Source organism: Mangrovimicrobium sediminis (assembly GCF_004745945.1).
In the GTDB taxonomy this organism is placed as follows: domain Bacteria; phylum Pseudomonadota; class Gammaproteobacteria; order Pseudomonadales; family Halieaceae; genus Mangrovimicrobium; species Mangrovimicrobium sediminis.
In genome coordinates this window covers 280,325-298,348 of the sequence record NZ_SRLE01000002.1, presented here as the reverse complement: position 1 = coordinate 298,348, position 18,024 = coordinate 280,325, and the positions used below count along the sequence as shown (strand labels likewise).

16 protein-coding genes are annotated in these 18,024 nt (G+C 66.3%); 13 read left to right on the top strand and 3 right to left on the bottom strand.

Annotated elements, in window-relative coordinates; all coding sequences use genetic code 11:
- Positions 1-38 precede the first annotated feature (38 nt).
- Both E4634_RS02940 and E4634_RS02935 read right to left on the bottom strand, forming a co-directional pair.
- Positions 39-1,643, bottom strand: a complete 1,605-nt coding sequence (locus E4634_RS02940) for a glycerol-3-phosphate dehydrogenase/oxidase (protein ID WP_135441092.1) — start codon at positions 1,641-1,643, stop codon at positions 39-41.
- Between the two features lie 27 nt (positions 1,644-1,670).
- Positions 1,671-2,558: a LysR family transcriptional regulator gene (locus E4634_RS02935; RefSeq protein WP_135441091.1), complete on the bottom strand. Its 888-nt coding sequence runs from the start codon at positions 2,556-2,558 to the stop codon at positions 1,671-1,673.
- A 96-nt stretch (positions 2,559-2,654) separates the two neighbouring features.
- On the opposite strand from E4634_RS02935, the gene E4634_RS02930 reads away from it, so the two are divergent.
- The 4 genes from E4634_RS02930 (at position 2,655) to E4634_RS02915 (ending at position 6,891) form a co-directional block, all read left to right on the top strand.
- Positions 2,655-3,791: a citrate/2-methylcitrate synthase gene (locus tag E4634_RS02930; RefSeq protein ID WP_167854745.1), complete on the top strand. Its 1,137-nt coding sequence runs from the start codon at positions 2,655-2,657 to the stop codon at positions 3,789-3,791.
- Positions 3,792-3,900: 109 nt separating this feature from the next.
- Complete coding sequence (locus tag E4634_RS02925) at positions 3,901-4,869, top strand: HlyD family secretion protein (RefSeq protein WP_135441089.1); 969 nt, start codon at positions 3,901-3,903, stop codon at positions 4,867-4,869.
- Entirely contained in the window at positions 4,862-5,788 is a 927-nt protein-coding gene (locus E4634_RS02920; RefSeq protein ID WP_135441088.1) for an ABC transporter ATP-binding protein, read from the top strand. Before E4634_RS02925 ends, E4634_RS02920 begins: the two co-directional genes overlap by 8 nt.
- The gene (locus tag E4634_RS02915) at positions 5,785-6,891 is read left to right on the top strand and encodes an ABC transporter permease (RefSeq protein ID WP_135441087.1); all 1,107 of its coding nucleotides are present in this window, start codon (positions 5,785-5,787) and stop codon (positions 6,889-6,891) included. The genes E4634_RS02920 and E4634_RS02915 overlap by 4 nt, the downstream gene beginning before the upstream one ends.
- A gap of 24 nt (positions 6,892-6,915) precedes the next feature.
- Here E4634_RS02915 and E4634_RS02910 read toward each other — a convergent pair whose 3' ends face one another.
- Complete coding sequence (locus tag E4634_RS02910; protein WP_240725062.1) at positions 6,916-7,869, bottom strand: magnesium transporter CorA family protein; 954 nt, start codon at positions 7,867-7,869, stop codon at positions 6,916-6,918.
- 183 nt (positions 7,870-8,052) lie between these two features.
- Here E4634_RS02910 and E4634_RS02905 point away from each other — a divergent pair, with 183 nt between their 5' ends.
- From E4634_RS02905 to E4634_RS02865, 9 genes are all read left to right on the top strand, one after another.
- Entirely contained in the window at positions 8,053-8,925 is an 873-nt protein-coding gene (locus E4634_RS02905) for a mechanosensitive ion channel family protein (protein ID WP_240725061.1), read from the top strand.
- A gap of 10 nt (positions 8,926-8,935) precedes the next feature.
- Positions 8,936-9,364, top strand: coding sequence for an ATP-dependent zinc protease family protein (locus tag E4634_RS02900; protein WP_240725060.1), 429 nt, complete (start codon positions 8,936-8,938; stop codon positions 9,362-9,364).
- Positions 9,365-9,404: 40 nt separating this feature from the next.
- Positions 9,405-10,310 carry a 30S ribosomal protein S6--L-glutamate ligase gene (gene rimK, locus E4634_RS02895; RefSeq protein WP_135441084.1) on the top strand — a complete coding sequence of 302 codons (906 nt, stop codon included), beginning with the start codon at positions 9,405-9,407 and terminating at the stop codon, positions 10,308-10,310.
- 3 nt (positions 10,311-10,313) lie between these two features.
- Positions 10,314-11,378, top strand: coding sequence for a succinylglutamate desuccinylase/aspartoacylase family protein (locus tag E4634_RS02890; RefSeq protein WP_135441083.1), 1,065 nt, complete (start codon positions 10,314-10,316; stop codon positions 11,376-11,378).
- An 18-nt stretch (positions 11,379-11,396) separates the two neighbouring features.
- On the top strand, positions 11,397-12,644 hold the full coding sequence (locus tag E4634_RS02885) for a mechanosensitive ion channel family protein (protein WP_135441082.1): 1,248 nt from the start codon (positions 11,397-11,399) through the stop codon (positions 12,642-12,644).
- A 113-nt stretch (positions 12,645-12,757) separates the two neighbouring features.
- The gene (locus E4634_RS02880) at positions 12,758-14,401 is read left to right on the top strand and encodes a peptide ABC transporter substrate-binding protein (RefSeq protein WP_135441081.1); all 1,644 of its coding nucleotides are present in this window, start codon (positions 12,758-12,760) and stop codon (positions 14,399-14,401) included.
- Between the two features lie 9 nt (positions 14,402-14,410).
- Complete coding sequence (locus E4634_RS02875; protein WP_135441080.1) at positions 14,411-15,343, top strand: ABC transporter permease; 933 nt, start codon at positions 14,411-14,413, stop codon at positions 15,341-15,343.
- The gene (locus E4634_RS02870; RefSeq protein ID WP_135441079.1) at positions 15,343-16,230 is read left to right on the top strand and encodes an ABC transporter permease; all 888 of its coding nucleotides are present in this window, start codon (positions 15,343-15,345) and stop codon (positions 16,228-16,230) included. The genes E4634_RS02875 and E4634_RS02870 overlap by 1 nt, the downstream gene beginning before the upstream one ends.
- Positions 16,230-17,816: an ABC transporter ATP-binding protein gene (locus E4634_RS02865; protein WP_135441078.1), complete on the top strand. Its 1,587-nt coding sequence runs from the start codon at positions 16,230-16,232 to the stop codon at positions 17,814-17,816. Before E4634_RS02870 ends, E4634_RS02865 begins: the two co-directional genes overlap by 1 nt.
- Positions 17,817-18,024 lie beyond the last annotated feature (208 nt).

Below are 18,024 nucleotides of genomic sequence, written 5' to 3'. Positions count from 1 at the left end.
GGTAGTTTCCGGAAGGTGGGTCGAGCGAGCGGCGGCGCTCAGCCCGTGAGATACTCGTTGAGTTTAGCCTGCGCGGCATTGCCGAACAGGATTTCGCAGGCCTCGCGCAGGCCAGGCGCATCCTCGATATCGCTGCGCCGCACCACCAGCTCGATCTTCGAGCGGCGGCGCATGAAGTCCTCGAGGCGCACGATCATCTCGCGACGCGCGGCCAGTTCGATCTCGCAGCGCGTGTACTCGGCGTTGCGGATCAGCAGTTCGGCGCAGGACTCGTCGGCGCGGATGCGCTCCAGCAGGCCGAAGGCGGCGCTGCCGTAGCGGCGCCAGAAGCGTTGCGACAGCGGCTCGGATGAGGTCGGCGCGGTGAGCGAATCGAGGTTCATCAGCTTCGCCTGCAGCATGAACTCGTCGCGCTCCGCGTCGCTGGGTTCACCGTACCAGCGGTTGTCCGGGTAGGGAATGATCACGCCCATGTCGGCCACCAGGTCCACCACCTCATTGCCGACATTCAGGCAATCGGTGAGCTTGCCGCCGAAAATGGTCAGGTGGCGGTGGTGTTCGCTTTGCTCGACCACATGCTTGCGCGAGAGCTGCACCCAGTCCGCCTTGCCGCCCTCGCCGCTCACCGCCAGCGGGCGCACACCCACGCGCTCGGCGATCACGTCATCCCGCGACAATGGCGGGTCGAGGTCGAGCAGTGCGTTGACGTTGGCGAGCACGAAATCCCGGTCCTCGTCGGTCACTCCCACCTCCGGGTCCTCCACCTGGGTATCCGTGGTGCCGATGCAGGTGCGCGGCCCCATCGGGATCAGGAAAAACAGCCGGCCGTCACTGGCAAAAAATGTGAGTACCCGGCGATGCTCGGTTACCCGGTCGACAATCAGGTGAATGCCCTTGGAAAACAGGTGGCGGTAGCGGGTGTGCTCGCCGCTCATGCGGTTGTGCTCATCCGCCCAGGGGCCGCCGGCGTTGATCAGCACACGCGAGCGGATCTTGAATTCGCGGCCGCTCTCGTGGTCGCGGGCGCTGGTGACCCACAGTTCACCGGCGCGGCGGCACTCGGTGGACTCCACGTAGTTCGCGGCGATACAACCGTAGTCGAGGGCGGTGCGGATGAAGTTGAAAACGAAGCGCGCGTCGTTGTCGTAGAGGTAGCAGTCCGAGTACTCGAACCCGCCGGAGGCGTTGCTGGTATCGATCACCGGCTCGCGCCGCTCGAGGTCGCGGGAGCGCAGGTAGCGCGGCGGTGCGGTCTGGAAGCGGCCCATGATCCAGTACAGGATCGTGCCCAGGTAGATGAAGAACGGCCAGAAGCGGAAACCGCGCTGGATAGTGGTGAGGAAGCGGATCTCCTTCACCGTGGAGGGATAGGCGCGCATCAACTCGTTGCGCGACTTGCACAGCTTGTTGACCAGGAAGTACTCGTGGCTCTCCAGGTACTTGATACCGCCCCAGGCGAGGTTCGACGAGTTGGAACTCACCCCGCTGGCGAAGTCCTCGCGCTCGATCAGGGCGACCTTCACCCCGCGCCCGGCGAGTGCCGCCGCGGACACGGCGCCATTGATCCCGCCGCCGATAATCAGCACGTCGTAGACCTGTTCACTGAGTTTTTCGATGTTGGTGCCGCGCAAGCTGGCCGCCATGCTTACCCCTCCTGGCTCCTTTTAACTCTACAAGTTCCAGCGTTCCTCGCAAAGTGATACGAAGCGGGCGGCGCTTTCGCTCAGTTTCTTGTCGTTGCGCGAGTACAGCCCCACCTGCTTGTCGATGGTACCGAAGGAGACGTCGTCGATAACGCAGAACTCGGCGCAGTCCGGGTGCTCGCTGAGCACCTGGCGGTCCATGAAGGTCACCCCCAGCCCCTGGAACACCATGTGGATGCGCATCAGCAGGCTGCTCACCTCCCAGACCGTGGAGAACTGGTCGCGCAGGCGCGCGATGGAGGGGCGCAGCTCCGGGTTGTCCAGCGCCGAGGTGATCAGCGGGGTCTGCGCCAGGGCGTCGCGCTCGCCGCCCATGATGGCCTCGAACAGCGGGTGGCTGGGGCTCACCACCAGGTGCCGCGAGTCCGAGTACAGGGGAATGACGCGAAACGCCTGCATATCCTTCTGGAAGGGTCCGAAGCCCAGCTCGACGGTCCCCGACAACACCGTGTAGATGATATTGCGCGCGGGCAGCTCGGCGACCTTCAGCCGCACCTGCGGGTAGCGGCGGGAGAAATCCGTGAGCAGCGCCGGTGCGTGAAAGCGGTTGATCGAGGCGGACAGGGCCAGGTTCAGGGTCTCGCGCTGGCCGCGGCGCAGCTGGGCGATGTCCTCCAGGGTCTGCTGCTCGCCACTCAGGACCTCGCAGGCGTGGTCAAACACGCGGCGGCCGGCGTCGGTCAGGCGCAGCTCCTTGCCGCGCTCGATCAGCGGCATGCCCAGCTTGCCCTCGAGGCCCGCCACCGCCTGGCTCACCGCCGACTGGCTGATGTGCAGGGCGTCGGCGGCGCGGCGGAAGCCACCCTCCTCGATCACCCCGCGAAAGGCACGTAACTCACTGTTTTCAAATCGCATATTAGTGATTTCGATCAAATGATTAGAAAGATTAACTTATCTAATCAAAGGCCGCGGGTATACTGTGAAAAAGTACCATTCCCGCGGAGCCCTCCCATGACCGACCAACAACCCCTCGTATCCCATGACCTGGCCGGTGTGATCGTCGGTGAAACCGCGATCTCCGACGTGCAGGGCGAGGCCGGGCTGCTCAACTACCGCGGCTTCGACATCAACGACCTGATCGACGTGCCCTTCCTGCACGTGGCGTGGCTGGTGCTGTTCGGCGAGTGGCCGGACAGCGAGGAAAAGTCGCGCCTGAAGAGCTTCATGTGCCGCCACCAGCGCCTCAGCCACGCGGAGCAGGACCTGCTCGGCCACGTGTCCCGCGACCTGCACCCGATGCTCATGCTGCAGGGCATGGTGCCGCTGCTGCAGCTGCCGCAGGAAGAGACCCTCGGCCGCGGCCTGGACGCGGAACAGGGCCTGTTCATCGCCGCCAAGATCTCCGGCCTGATCGCCGCCCACTACCGCCTGGGCCAGAGCAAGGGCATCCTGCGCCCCACCGCCGGCAAGCTCTACCACGACAACTTCCTGCGCATGTTCCACGGCAGCGACCCGACCCCGGAGCAGGTGCGCATGCTGGACGCAGCGCAGATTCTGCAGATGGAACACAGCTTCAACGCGGGCACCTTCGCCGGCCGCGTCTGCGCCAGCACCCTGGCGCCCATCCAGTCGGTGGTCTCCGCCTCCATCGGCACCCTGTTCGGCAAGCTGCACGGCGGCGCCGACCAAGCCGCACTGGAGATGGCCATGGCCATCGGCAGCCCGGACAAGGCCGCCGCCTACGTCGAGGAATGCCTGGCCAACAAGGTCAAGATCATGGGCATGGGCCACCGCGAATACCGCACCGTGGACCCGCGCGCCAAGATTCTCAAGCCGATGGCCATGGAGCTGTGCCGCGACCCGGACAGCCTGCGCCTGCTGGAGACCCTTGTCGCCGTAGAGGAAGCCTGCCAGCGCGAGTTCGCCGGCCGCGGCAAGGAAATCTGGGCCAACGTCGAGTTCTACAAGGGCGCCGTATTCCACAGCCTGGGTATCCCCACCCACTATTTCACCGCGATGTTCGCCCAGGCCCGCGTGTTCGGCTATGTCGCCCACTTCCTCGAGTTCCGCCAGGACAGCCGCCTGATCCGCCCGCGCGCCGAATACGTCGGCCACCCGGTAGGCAGCCGCGACCAGTCCGCCGCCTGACACCCCGCCACACCAGAACCTCCCACCCCGGCCAGCGGCCGGGGTCAATTGCATGCCCCCGGTCGAGGGCGTATAAGGAAAAGCCTCTTTCCCCGGACAAGGCTACGCCATGCGTGTGCTCCGTACGCTGATTCCCTGCGCCTTGCTGACCGGCTGGCTGACCGCCTGCCTGAGCGGCTGCGGCGACGATAGCGCCAACCAGGCGCTGGGCACGCTGGAGCGCGACCGCATCATCCTGCGCGCCACCGCCGCGGAGATCGTGCTGCAGCAACCCGTCCCCGAAGGCACCCAGGTCACCGCCGGCACCTTGCTGGTACAGCTCGACGACAGCCGCCAGAAAGCGGTGGTCGCCCGCGCCCGCGCCGAAGTGGCCAGGGCCGCGGCGGTGCTTGAGGAACTGCGCAACGGCGCGCGCCCGGAGGAGATCGCCGCGGCCAGCGCACGCGTGTCCGGCGCACGCGCGGCGCTCACCGAGGCCGAGGCCAATTTCACCCGCGCGGTGTCCCTGGTGCGGCAGCGGCTCGCCGCCCAGGCGGAGCTGGACCGCGCCCAGGCCGCCCGCGACGAGGCGGAAGCCAACCTGCAGTCGGCACAGGAAGACCTGCTGCGCCTGACCAACGGCACCCGCCAGGAACAACTGGACGCCGGCGCCGCGGCGCTGCAGGCCGCCGAGGCCCAACTGGCGGTGGAGCAGAACCTGCTGGAAGACCTCAGCGTAGAGGCGACCCGCGATGCCTACCTGGACAGCCTGCCCTGGAACGAGGGCGAGCGCGTCACCGCCGGCTCGACCCTCGCCGTGCTGCTGGCCGACACCCGCCCCTACGCGCGGGTCTACGTGCCGGAACCCTGGCGCGCGCGCCTGCACATCGGCGACAGCTACCCGGTGCAGGTGGACGGGGTGAATGGTCAGCTCACCGGCACCCTGCGCTGGGTCTCCGCGGAGCCCGCCTTCACCCCCTACTACGCGCTCAATGCCTCGGACCGGTCGCGGCTGGTGTACCTGGCGGAGTTCGACCTGGCCGCCGGGGAGGACCTGCCCACCGGCATCCCGGCGCAGGTCCTGCTCGGCGATGACTGAACCGGCCATCCACGCCCGCCAGCTGTCGCGGCACTTCGGCGAGGTGATCGCCGTGGATCGCATCGACCTGGACATTCCGCGCGGCGAAATCTACGGCTTCCTCGGCCCCAACGGCTCGGGCAAGACCACCACCATCCGCGCCCTGTGCGGCCTGCTCACCCCAACCGCGGGGGAGGTGCGCGTACTGGGCAGGGAGATCCCCGCCCAGGCCGAGGAAGTGCGCCGGCGCATCGGCTACATGACGCAGAAGTTCTCGCTCTACGAGGACCTCACGGTGGAGGAGAACATGCGCTTCCTGGGCAGCATCCAGGGCCTGTCCCGGCGCGCCTGCCGCCAGCGCATGGACACGCTGATCAAGGAGTACGACCTCGGCGAACTGCGCCGCCGGCGCGCCGGCATGATGAGCGGTGGACAGCGCCAGCGACTGGCCCTGGCGGCGGCCACCCTGCACGAACCGGAGCTGGTGTTCCTCGACGAGCCGACCTCCGCGGTGGACCCGGAAAACCGCCGCGACTTCTGGGAAAAACTGTTCGACCTGGTGGAGCGCGGCACCACCATCCTGGTCTCCACCCACTACATGGACGAGGCCGAACGCTGCCACCGGCTGGCGATTCTCGAGCACGGCCGGCTGCGCGCGGACGGCACCCCCGCCGCCCTGATGGCACAGTTGGACGGCCGCGTGGTGGAGATCGACGGCGACGACCTGCGCCAGGTCAAGGCGGCGGCACTGGCGCTGCCCGAGGTGCGCTCCGCGGCGCAGCAGGGGCTGCACCTGCGCGTACTGCTGCGCGCGGGTGTCGACGACCCGGTAGCGCTGCTGCGCCAGCGGCTGGACGGCCGCGGGCTGGACATCTGCCTGGCCCGGCCCAGCCTCGAGGACGTGTTTGTCGACGCCACCCGCCCGGAAGACGCCGCATGAGCGCCCTCACCCGCATCGGCTCGGTCACCGGCAAGGAGTTCCGGCAGCTGTCCCGCGACCGCCTGAGCCTGGGCATGGTCGTGATGCTGCCGCTGATCCAGCTGCTGCTGTTCGGCTACGCGATCAACACCATGGTGAGAGACATTCCCATCGGCGTGGTCGACCTCTCCGGCAGTGCGGCGGGCCGGGTGATCACCGAGCAGGTGCGCGTCACCCAGGTGGTGGACATCGTCGCCCACTACAGCACGGCGGCGCAGGCCGAGGCCGACATCGTCGCCGGGCGCATCCGCGCGGCGCTGGTGCTGCCGGAAAACCTCACCCAGCGCGTGGCGGCGGGCGACACCGTGGGCCAGTGGCTGGTGGACGGCTCCGACACCATGGTCGGCAGCGCCCTGCTCGGGCTGCGCCAGATGCCGCTGCACCTGGAGGCGGGCGCGCCACCCGGCGCCTACAGCGCGCAGCCGCCGAGCTTCGAGGTGGCGCTGTTTTTCAACCCGGAGCGGCGCTCACAGGTAAATATCGTCCCCGGACTGACCGCGGTGATCCTGACCATGACCATGATCCTGTTCACCTCGGTGGCGCTGGTGCGCGAGCGCGAGCGCGGCAATATGGAGCTGTTGATAACGACGCCGATCCGGCCGCTGGAGCTGATGGTGGGCAAGCTGGTGCCCTACGTGTTCGTCGGCCTGCTGCAGATCACGATCATCCTGGGCATCGGCTGGGGCGTGTTCGGCGTCGCCTTCCACGGCGACCTTTTCAACCTCATCGTGGTCACCCTGGCGTTTATCGGCGCCAGCCTGACCCTGGGCCTGCTGATCAGCACCCAGGCGCAGACCCAGATGCAGGCCATGCAGATGACCGTGTTCGTGCTGCTGCCGTCGATCCTGCTCAGCGGCTTCATGTTTCCCTACGACGCCATGCCGGTGGCCGCCCAGTACATCGCCGAGGCACTGCCGGCAACGCATTTCATGCGCCTGATCCGCGGTGTCTACCTGCGCGATGCCCAGCTCGCGCAGCTGACCCCGGACCTGCTGTGGCTGCTCGGCTTCACTGTCATCATGCTGGCGGTGGCCACCGCGCGCTTCCACAAGTCGCTGGACTGACGCGGGCCGCGCGCCGGCACCGGGCTACAACCAGCGAATACGCCGGAACAGCACCAGCATGCCCGTGCCCATCACCGCCATCACCCCGAGCAGGGTGAAGTAGGCGTAGCGCCAGGACAGCTCCGGGATATACTCGAAGTTCATGCCGTAGATGCCGGCGAGGAAGGTCAGCGGCACAAAGATCGCCGAGATAATGGTCAGCACCTTCATCGTCTGGTTCAGCTTGTGCGAACTGAGCGAGATATGGCCCTCGATCAGGTCGCCGCAGATCTCGTAGTACATGCTGCACAGGCTGAACAGGCGCTCGCAGCGGTCGTGCACGTCGCGGCGCAGGTGGAAGCTGTCATCCTCGCCGCGGCCGAGGAACTCGGTGCCCGGGTCCCAGATATATTCGGCCAGGTCCTTGTGGTAGCTGAAAATGCGGCGCAGGCGGCGCAGGCGGGTGCGGAACAGGACCAGCGCCTTCATCTCCTCTTCCGAGCGATCGCCCGACAGGCCGTCCTCGAGGTCCCCCAGGCGTTCCTCGAATTCCAGCAGGCGGTCCAGGTAACGCCCGCTGGCGTAGTGCAGCAGGTGCAGGGCCAGTTCGTTGGGCGCCGCCAGCAGGCCGGCGTCAGATTCCTTTTCCCAGAAGTTGCCGACACTCACCGAGGGGCCCCGGTGCAGGGTAATCAGGAAATCCCGGCCCACCCAGATCCCCACCTGTTGCGGTTCGAGATCGAGATTCTCGTCGAGCGTGGAAATGCCGCGAAACAGCACGAAGGTAGTGTCGTCGAACTCCTCCACCTTGGGCGGGTGGCGGGTACGAAAGCTGTCCTGGATGGCCAGCGGGTCGCAGCCCATGCTCTCCAGCAACTCGTGCACGTGCTGGTCGGGGCCGTGCTCTATATCCAGCCACACCTGGCCCCCGTTGGCGCGCCACATACCCAGCAGTTCCTCCTGGCCGAGCTGGTAGCCACCATCCTCGCTTCGCAACATGCAGCGAATCATGGGTCGTTCCTCCGGGTAGCGCGATTGGTAAGTGCAAGGTCGATAGTATGGATTTCCCGCGATACATTCCATGCGTCGGCGTTTTGGGAAATAATCACCCCCAGGCGTGATCGCCGGGCAGCGGGGCACCACCGGGCTGCCGCACCGCCCCACCCGGGTCGGGCGGGCGACATGACGGAGACTCGAATGGAGCAGTTGCGCAGCCTGTTGTCCACCACCTTGCTGGTCGTGGGTGACAATACGATCACCGTGGGCCAGGTGCTCTCGGTGCTGCTGTTCGCCGCGCTCGGCGTCCTGTTCATCTACTGGAGCACCGGCTTCCTGCGCCGCCTGCTGCTGCGCCGCTCGTTCAGCGCGGACCTCACGCAGATGCTCACCCGCGCCTACCTGATCGCCGCCACCCTGATCCTCGCCTTCATGGTGCTGGACATCCTGCGCGTACCGCTGGCGGCCTTCGCCTTTATTTCCGGCGCGGTGGCCATCGGCGTCGGCTTTGGCGCGCAGAACATCATCAACAACTTCATCAGCGGCTGGATCCTGATCTGGGAGCGCCCGATCAAGATCGGCGATTTCCTTGAGCTGGGCGACATGCGCGGCACCGTGGAGGCGATCAACACGCGCTCCACGCGCATTCGCAGGGTCGACGGCGTACATCTGCTGGTGCCCAACAGCGAATTGCTGGAGAACACCGTCACCAACTGGACCCTGGTCGACCGCCTGGTGCGCACCAACGTGGTCGTGGGCATCGCCTACGGCTCCGACGTGCAGCTGGCCAGCAAGCTCATGCTGCAGGTGGCGGAAGACGACCCCGATGTGCTGTCCGACCCACCCTACTTCCTGATCTTCGACGACTTCGGCGACAGCGCGCTGGTGTTCGACCTGGTGTTCTGGGTCGAGTCCAACACCGAGGGCGGCCTGCGCAAGATCCGCAGCAACCTGCGCTACGCCATCGACGCCGTGTTCCGTGAGCACGACGTGGTCATCGCCTTCCCGCAGCGCGACATCCATGTGGATGGCGAGCTGCGCGTACGGCGAGACAACTGAGGGCGCGCCCGTGGCCAAGCGTGACATTCTCGGCTGGCGCGAGTGGGTGGCATTCCCCGACCTCGGTATTGCGCGCATCAAGGCCAAGGTCGACACCGGGGCGCGCACCAGCGCCCTGCACGCCTTCTGGACCGAGCCCTTCGAGCGCGACGGCCAGTCCTGGGTGCGCTTCGGCGTACACCCGGTGCAGGGCGACGCGGACAAGGTGGTCGAATGCGAGGCGCCGGTGCTCGACCGGCGCGTGGTGCGCGACTCCGGCGGCCACGAGGAAATGCGCTACGTCATCGAGACGTCGCTGAGCATCGGTGGCAAGGCACGCCGGGTGGAGGTTACACTCACCGACCGCGACACAATGAAGTTCCGGGTACTGATCGGCCGCACCGCCATGCGCGGGCGCTACTATGTCGACCCGGGACGGTCCTTCCTCACCGGTAAGTGACCGCCCGCGCAAGACCAGTCCCAAGGAGACCAGCTTGATCATGAAAATAGGCATCCTGTCCCGCAACAGGAAGCTTTACAGCACCCGGCGCCTGCTGGAAGCGGCGACCGAACGCGGGCACGACGTGCACGTGATTGACACCCTGAAGTGCATCATGGACATCAACTCGTCCACCCCCGGCATCCACTACAAGGGCGAGCGGCTCGCCGACTTCGACGCCGTGATCCCGCGTATCGGCGCCTCGATCACCGACTACGGCACCGCGGTCATCCGCCAGTTCGAAATGATGGGCGTGTACTGCCTCACCGAGTCGATTCCCCTGGGCCGCTCGCGCGACAAGCTGCGCGCCCTGCAGCTGCTCTCGCGCAAGGGCATCGGCATGCCCACCACCGGCTTCGCCCACGACGTGGAAAACGGCCGCGAACTGATCAAGCGCCTGGGCGGCGCGCCGGTAGTGCTCAAGCTGCTGCGCGGCACCCAGGGCCGCGGCGTGGTGCTGGCTGAGACCATCAAGGCGGCGGAGTCGGTGATCGACGCCTTCACCGAACTGGGCGCGGACTTCCTGGTGCAGGAGTTCATCAAGGAGGCCGGCGGCTCGGACATCCGCGCCTTTGTCATCGGCCGGCGCGTAGTGGCTGCCATGGAGCGCACCGCGGCGGAGGGCGAGTTCCGCTCCAACCTGCACCGCGGCGGCGTGGCCAAACCGATCAAGCTCACCCCGGAGGAGCGCGCCACCGCGGTCAAGGCGGCGCAGACCATGGGCCTGCACGTGGCGGGCGTGGACATGCTGCGCTCCTCGCGCGGCCCGCTGATCATGGAGGTGAACTCCTCCCCGGGCCTGCGCGGTATCGAGGAATCCTCGGGCAAGGATATCGCCAGCAAGGTCATCGCCTATATCGAAGACAACGCGCGGCCCGCCCACGGCAGCCGCAAGACCCGGGGCTGAGTCATGGCTAATCCGCGCGCCCAGTCCATCACTATCGGCGGCCAGACCATCGCCCCCGGCGAACGCCGCACCGTCGACCTGCCGGTGGCGCCCATGTATACCCACGACGACCTGTGCATGAGCGTGCAGGTGGTGCACGGGAAGCAACCGGGGCCGACCCTGTTCATCAGCGCCGCACTGCACGGCGACGAGATAAATGGCGTGGAGATCATTCGCCGGGTGCTGCGCCACCGCGCGCTGAAGCAGGTGCGCGGCACCCTGCTGGCGATTCCCATCGTCAACGTGTACGGCTTCCTCAACCACTCGCGCTACCTGCCGGACGGCCGCGACCTCAACCGTTCGTTTCCCGGTTCGGAGCGCGGACCGCTGGCCAGTCGCGTGGCGCACACCTTCCTGCGCGAGATCGTGCACAAGTCCACCCACGGCATAGACCTGCACACCGGCGCCCGGCACCGCAGCAATTTCCCGCAGATCCGCGCCGACCTCGAGAACCCGGCGGCGCTGGCCATGACCGAGGCCTTCGGCGTGCCGCTGGCGATCAACGCCCGTGTGCGCGACGGCTCCCTGCGCGGCTGTGCCGGCGAGGAGGGCATCCCGATCCTGCTCTACGAGGCCGGCGAGGCCCTGCGTTTCGAGGAGATGCACATCCGCGCCGGGGTGCGCGGGGTGATCAACGTGATGCGCGGCATCGGCATGCTGCGCAGCAGCCGCAGCCGCAAGGAACCGCCGAAGCCGATCATCAGCGAACAGACCACCTGGGTGCGCGCCGCCGACAGCGGCGTGCTGCGCACCCTGGTACCGCTGGGCGCCAAGGTCGCCGCCGGCCAGGTGCTGGCCCTGATCGGCGACCCGCTGGGCACCACCGAGACCGAAGTCCTGGCCAGCGCAGCGGGGGTGGTCATCGGCCGCACCAACCTGCCGCTGGTCTACGAGGGCGACGCCATCTTCCACATAGCCCACTACGGCCGCCGCGTGGAGCGGGTCGGCCGCCAGGTCGAGGCCTTCCAGGAAACCTTCCTCGGCGAACCGGGCTCCGGCGACGAGTTCCCCGAACCCGCCATCACCTGATCCGCAATAAGGCTCCAGATGCTGCAAGAACTCGCCAATATTCACCGCTTGCTGCCCGACCTCGTGCTGCTCGGCGCCCTGCTACTGGTGGCACTGTTCACCTACTGGCTCGCCCGCACAGTGCTGGTCCGCACGGCGCGCCGCCTGGCCAAGCGCTCGGTAGCCACCTGGGACGACGCCCTGGTGCAGCACAAAGTGGTGGGGCGGCTGGCACAGATGGTGCCGGCCTTCATCATCTATGTCGGCATCGACCTGCTGCCGCGCATCGACGCCGACCTGGAACGCGTGGTGCTCAACGTCACCGGCGCCTACATGATCCTCATCGTGACCTTCACGCTGAGCGCGCTGCTGCAGGCCACCAACACCATCTACGAGGCCACCCCGCGGGCGCGGCAGCGGCCGATCAAGGGTTTCCTGCAGCTGGTGCAGCTGGTGATCTGGATCATCGGCCTGATCCTGTTCGTCGCCGCGCTGATCGACCGCTCGCCGGTGATCCTGCTGTCCGGCTTCGGCGCGGCCACCGCGGTGCTCATGCTGATCTTCAAGGACACCATTCTGTCCCTGGTGGCCAGCGTGCAGCTCAACGCCCAGGACATGATCCACGTCGGCGACTGGATCGAGGCCCCGCAGTTCGGCGCCGACGGCGATGTCATCGATGTACAGCTGCACACGGTGAAGGTGCAGAACTGGGACAAGACCATCACCACCATCCCCACCCACCGACTGATCTCCGACCCCTTCCGCAACTGGCGCGGCATGTCCGAGTCCGGCGGCCGGAGGATCAAGCGCAGCCTGTACCTGGACGCCGGCTCGGTGCGCTTCCTCACCGCGGCGGAGATCGAGCGCGCGCGCCGCGTCGCCCTGCTGCAGGACTACCTGGAGGACAAGGAAAACGAGCTCGCCGAGTACAACCGCCAGCTCGCCGCGCGGGACATCGAGGGCGAGATCAACATGCGCCGCCTGACCAACATCGGCACCTTTCGCGCCTACATCTTCCAGTACCTGAAGCACCACCCGATGATCCGCCAGGACATGACCCTGCTGGTGCGCCAGCAGCAGGCCGCGGCGGAGGGCATCCCGATCGAGGTGTACTGCTTTACCGCGACCACCGCCTGGGCCGAGTACGAGGGCATCCAGTCGGACATCTTCGACCACCTGTTCGCCGTGGTCGGCGAATTCGGCCTGCGCCTGTACCAGCACCCCTCCGGAGCCGACCTGGCACAACTGGGCGCACCGCTGGCCGGGCAGGGCGGCCACGGGCAGTGACGACGCCGGCCGGCCGGCCGTCATCACCATGTAACCCTTCAGGGTTATGCAAACCTTCCCCGCAGGCGCAGTCCCTGTATACTGCATTGCTGGTCCACTATCCCAGATCTCCCATGACCCTGCTCCCACGACTTCTGCTCGGCGCGCTGCTATTGACCCTGGCGGCCTGCACCGGCGGTGAATCCAATGTCAGCAAAGGCAATCGCGAAGGCATCCTGCACTACGGCAACGGCTCCGAGCCCCAGGGCCTGGACCCCCACGTGGTCACCGGCGTGCCCGAGCACCACGTTATCCAGGCTCTGTTCGAGGGCCTGACCGCCAAGGACCCCGCGACCCTGGAGCCGATCCCCGGCGTCGCCAGCAGCTGGGAGATCTCCGAGGACGGCAAGACCTACGTCTTCCACCTCAACCCGGAGGCGCGCTGGTCCAACGGCGACCAGGTCACCGCCGGCGATTTCGTGTTCTCCTGGCAGCGCGCCCTGCACCCGAAGATGGGCAACCAGTACGCCTACATGCTGTTTCCGGTGGTCAACGCCGAGGCCTACGCCCGCGGCCGCCTGCCCGACTTCGCCGACGTCGGCGTGAAGGCGCTGGACGATGTGACCCTGGAGGTCCACCTCAACGCCCCCACCCCGTACTTCCTGCAGTTGATGGACCACTACAGCACCTTCCCGGTGCACCCGCCGACCATCGAGAAGTTCGGCGAGATCTCCACCCGCTTCACGCCCTGGACCCGGGTGGAGAACATGGTCAACAACGGCCCGTTCGACCTCAAGGAGTGGAACCTCAACCGCCATATCATCGTCGAGAAGAGCGACACCTACTGGGACAGGGACAAGGTCAAACTCAACGGCATCATCTATTACCCCACCGAGAACATCGTCAGCGAGGAGCGCATGTTCCGGGTCGGCCAGCTGCACTACACGCAGACCGTGCCGCTGGACAAGATCCCCGTCTACGAAGGCATCGAAAACTCCCCGCACGTGCAATCGCCCTACCTCGGCACCTACTACTACCTGATCAACACCACCATGGAACCGGTGAACGACGTGCGCGTGCGCAAGGCGCTGTCCATGGCCATCGACCGGGTGAAGCTGAACAACACGGTGCTGCAGAAATCGCGCTTCCCGGCCTACACCATCACGCCCCCCGGCACCCTCGGCTACCAGCCGCCGAAACTGTTCGAGTTCGACGCCGAGAAGGCGCGCCAGTACCTGGCCGATGCCGGCTACCCGGGCGGCGACGGTTTCCCCCAGCTGGAACTGATCTACAACACCCAGGAAGACCACCGCAAGATCGCCGTGGCCATCCAGCAGATGTGGAAAGACGTGCTGAACATCGACGTCGCCATCGCCAACCAGGAGTGGAAGGTCTACCTCGACAACGTCACCGAGATGCATTTCCAGATCGCGCGGCGCGGCTGGATCGGCGACTACGTGGACCCGAACAACTTCCTCGACCTGTTCATCACCGATGGCGGTAACAACAACACCGGGTTCTCCGACCCGCGCTACGATGACCTGATTCTCAAGCTGGCTCCCGAAGCCAAGACCCGCGAGGAGCGTTTCAGCCTGTTCCACGAGGCCGAGACCCTGCTCATGGAGCAGATGCCGATCATTCCCATCTACACCTACACCAGCAACCACCTGAAGCACGCCAGCGTGAAGGGGATGCCGTCGAACCTGATGGACTACATCAACTTCCGCTACGTCTGGCTGGACCCGAACGAGACAGACGCGGCTCCTGTGGAGGACTGACCCGAGACCATGTGGCGATTCATCTCCTTGCGGCTGCTGCAGGCCGTCCCCGTAATCCTGGCGGTTATCACCGTTACCTTCTTCCTGGTCCGCGTCGCCCCCGGCGGACCCTTCGACAGTGAGAAAGCCGTACTGCCGGAAGTGAAAGCGGCGCTGGAGGCACAGTACCGCCTCGACCGGCCGCTGTTCGAGCAGTACTTCGCCTACCTCGGCGACCTCGCCCAGGGCGACTTCGGCCCCTCGTTCAAGTACCCGGGCCGCAGCGTCAACGAACTGATCGCCGCCGGCCTGCCGGTGACCGCGGAGCTCGGCCTGTACTCCCTGCTGGTGGCAGTGATCATCGGCGGTATCGCCGGGGTGTTCGCGGCGATAAAACCGAATACGGCGCAGGACTACATACCGATGACCGCGGCGATGATCGGTATCTGCATGCCCTCGTTCCTGCTCGGGCCGCTGCTGGTGCTGGTGTTCGGCATCTACCTGGACTGGCTGCCGGTGTCCGGCTGGGGCGACATCCCCGGCGACAAACTGCTGCCCTCGATCACCCTGGGTTCCGCCTACGCTGCGTACATCGCCCGCCTGTCGCGGGCCGGCATGCTCGAGGTCCTGTCCCAGGACTACATCCGCACCGCCCGCGCCAAGGGCCTGCCGGAGTGGCAGGTGGTGGTCAAGCACGGCCTGCGCGGCGGCATGATCCCGGTGGTCGCCTACCTCGGCCCGGCCTTCGCCGGCCTGCTGGCGGGTTCCTTCGTGGTCGAGACCATCTTCCAGATTCCGGGCCTCGGGCGCTTCTACGTCCAGGCCGCCTTCAACCGCGACTACACCATGATCCTCGGTACCACTGTCTTCCTCTCCACGCTCATCGTGCTGTTCAACCTTGCCTCGGACGTGCTCGCCGCGTGGATGAACCCGCGCCTGCGCGCCCAGTTCGGAGGTAAGTGATGACCAGCGAAATCATTTCCGATATCACCGAGGCGGAACAGGGCACCTCCCTTTGGAAAGACGCCTGGCTGCGCCTGCGCAAGAACCACCTGGCCATCGTCGGCCTGGTGCTGCTGGTAGCGCTGATCATCATCGCGTTGCTGACGCCGTGGATCGCGCCCTACTCCTACGAGACCCAGAACCTGGAACTGGGCGCCACCCCGCCCTCCGCGCAACACTGGCTGGGCACGGACATCTTCGGCCGCGACCTGATGACGCAGATCATGTACGGCGGCCGGGTGTCGCTGGCGGTCGGTTTCGTCGCCACCAGCGTGGCGTTGCTCATCGGCGTCACCTGGGGCGCCATCGCCGGCTACGTCGGCGGCCGCGTCGACGCGGTGATGATGCGCCTGGTGGACATCATGTACGCCCTGCCCTTTATGATCTTCATCGTGCTGCTGATGGTGGTGTTCGGGCGCAACATGCTGCTGCTGTTCCTGGCCATCGGCGCGGTGGAGTGGCTGACCATGGCGCGCATCATGCGCAGCCAGGTGCAGTCCCTGCGCCAGCAGGAGTTCGTCGAGGCGGCGATCTCACTGGGCCTGTCGCCGGGCAAGATCATCGTGCGCCACCTGATTCCCAACGCGCTGGGGCCGATCATTGTTTACACCACGCTGACTATTCCCGCGGTCATGCTGCTGGAGGCGTTCCTCAGCTTCCTCGGCCTCGGCATCCAGCCGCCGAAGACCTCCTGGGGGCTGCTCATCTCCTACGGCGCGGAGACCATGGAGGAGTTCCCCTGGCTGCTGATCTTCCCCGGCCTGGCCCTGTCCATCACGCTGTTCTCCCTGAACTTCCTGGGTGACGGCCTGCGCGACGCCCTCGACGTACGGAGGTCCAAGGACTGATGGCACTGCTCGAAGTCAACAACCTGGAGGTCAGCTTCGTCACCCGCATGGGGACGAACAAGGCCGTGGACGGCATCTCCTTCTCGGTGGAAACCGGCAAGATCACCGCGATCATCGGCGAGTCCGGCTCCGGTAAGTCGGTGGCCTGTTACTCGCTGCTCGGCCTGATCCCGCAGCCCCCCGGGCGCGTCGACGGCGGCACCGCACTGTTTGAAGGCAAGGACCTGCTGCAGGCATCAGAGTCCGAACTGCGCAAGATCCGCGGCCGCGACGTCGCCATGATCTTCCAGGACCCGATGACCTGCCTCAACCCGTTCATGACCATCGGCAAGCAGCTGATGGAACCGCTGCTGTTCCACCGCGACGTGACCAAAGCCGAGGCCAAGGCGCGGGCGCTGCAACTGCTCGAAGAGGTCGGCATCCGCGATCCGGCGAACACCTTCGACAACTACCCCCACGAGTTTTCCGGCGGCATGCGCCAGCGGGTGATGATCGCCATGGCGCTGATCAACGAGCCCAAGCTGCTGATCGCCGACGAGCCGACCACCGCGCTGGACGTGACCATCCAGGCGCAGATCCTGCAGCTGATCGCCGACCTGCAGAAGAACCGCGACATCGGCGTGATCTTCATCTCCCACGACCTCGCGGTGGTGGCGGACATCGCCGACCAGATCGTGGTCATGCAGCAGGGCAAGATCGTCGAGGCCGGCGACAGCGATCACATCTTCCACCACGCGGAACACCCCTACACGCAGAAGCTGCTGGCGGCGATTCCCGGCGACAGCAAGCAGCCCGAGGCGCACCCCGAGACGCTTATCGAAGTGCGCAACCTGTGCACGTGGTTCGGCCAGGGCAAGGACGCGGAGCCGGTGAAGGCGGTGGACGATGTCAGCTTCGATATCCGCCGCGGCGAGATCCTCGGCCTGGTCGGCGAGTCCGGCTCCGGCAAGTCCACCATCGGCCGCTCAATCCTGCGCCTGGTGCCGGTGACCTCCGGTCACGTCAACTTCGACGGCACCGACCTCACGCAACTGGAAGGCGGCGCGCTGAAACAGATGCGCCGGCGCATGCAGATGATCTTCCAGGACCCGTTCGCCTCGCTCAACCCGCGCATGACGGTGTTCGACACCCTGGCCGAGCCGCTGCTGCTGCACGGCATCGAGAACCGCAAGACCGTCGCCAGCGGCGTGCTCAAGCTGATGGACGATGTCGGCCTGGCGCGCAACTTCGTGCGCAAGTACCCCCACGAATTCTCCGGCGGCCAGCGCCAGCGCATCGCCATCGGCCGCGCCCTGGCCACGCGTCCGGAGTTCGTCGTCGCCGACGAACCGGTCTCGGCGCTGGACGTCACCATCCAGGCGCAGATCCTCGACCTGATGCTGGACCTCGGCAAGGAGTACGGGCTGACCATGCTGTTCGTGTCCCACGACCTCGCCGTGGTGCGCCACCTCGCCGACCGTATCCTGGTGCTATACAAGGGCAAGGTCGTCGAGCAGGGCACTGGCGGCGAGCTGTTCGAGCACCCGAAGGAGGAGTACACGCGCGCCCTGCTGCAGTCTATTCCAGGTCGCTCATTGCTCGACTAGGCTCTGGGCTAACGCTGGGCTAGCACCTTAGCACCGGGTACCGCTGAACCAGGCGCTCGACTGAGCGCTAGCTCACTCGCTGGATACGGCGAGCGTGCACTCCCGCCATGGCGCCGCATTGCGGCGCCGTTATTTCCGGCATCCCCTCGCCGCCACACCACCCACCACAACACCCACCACAACACCCACCCCAACACCCGCAACAGGA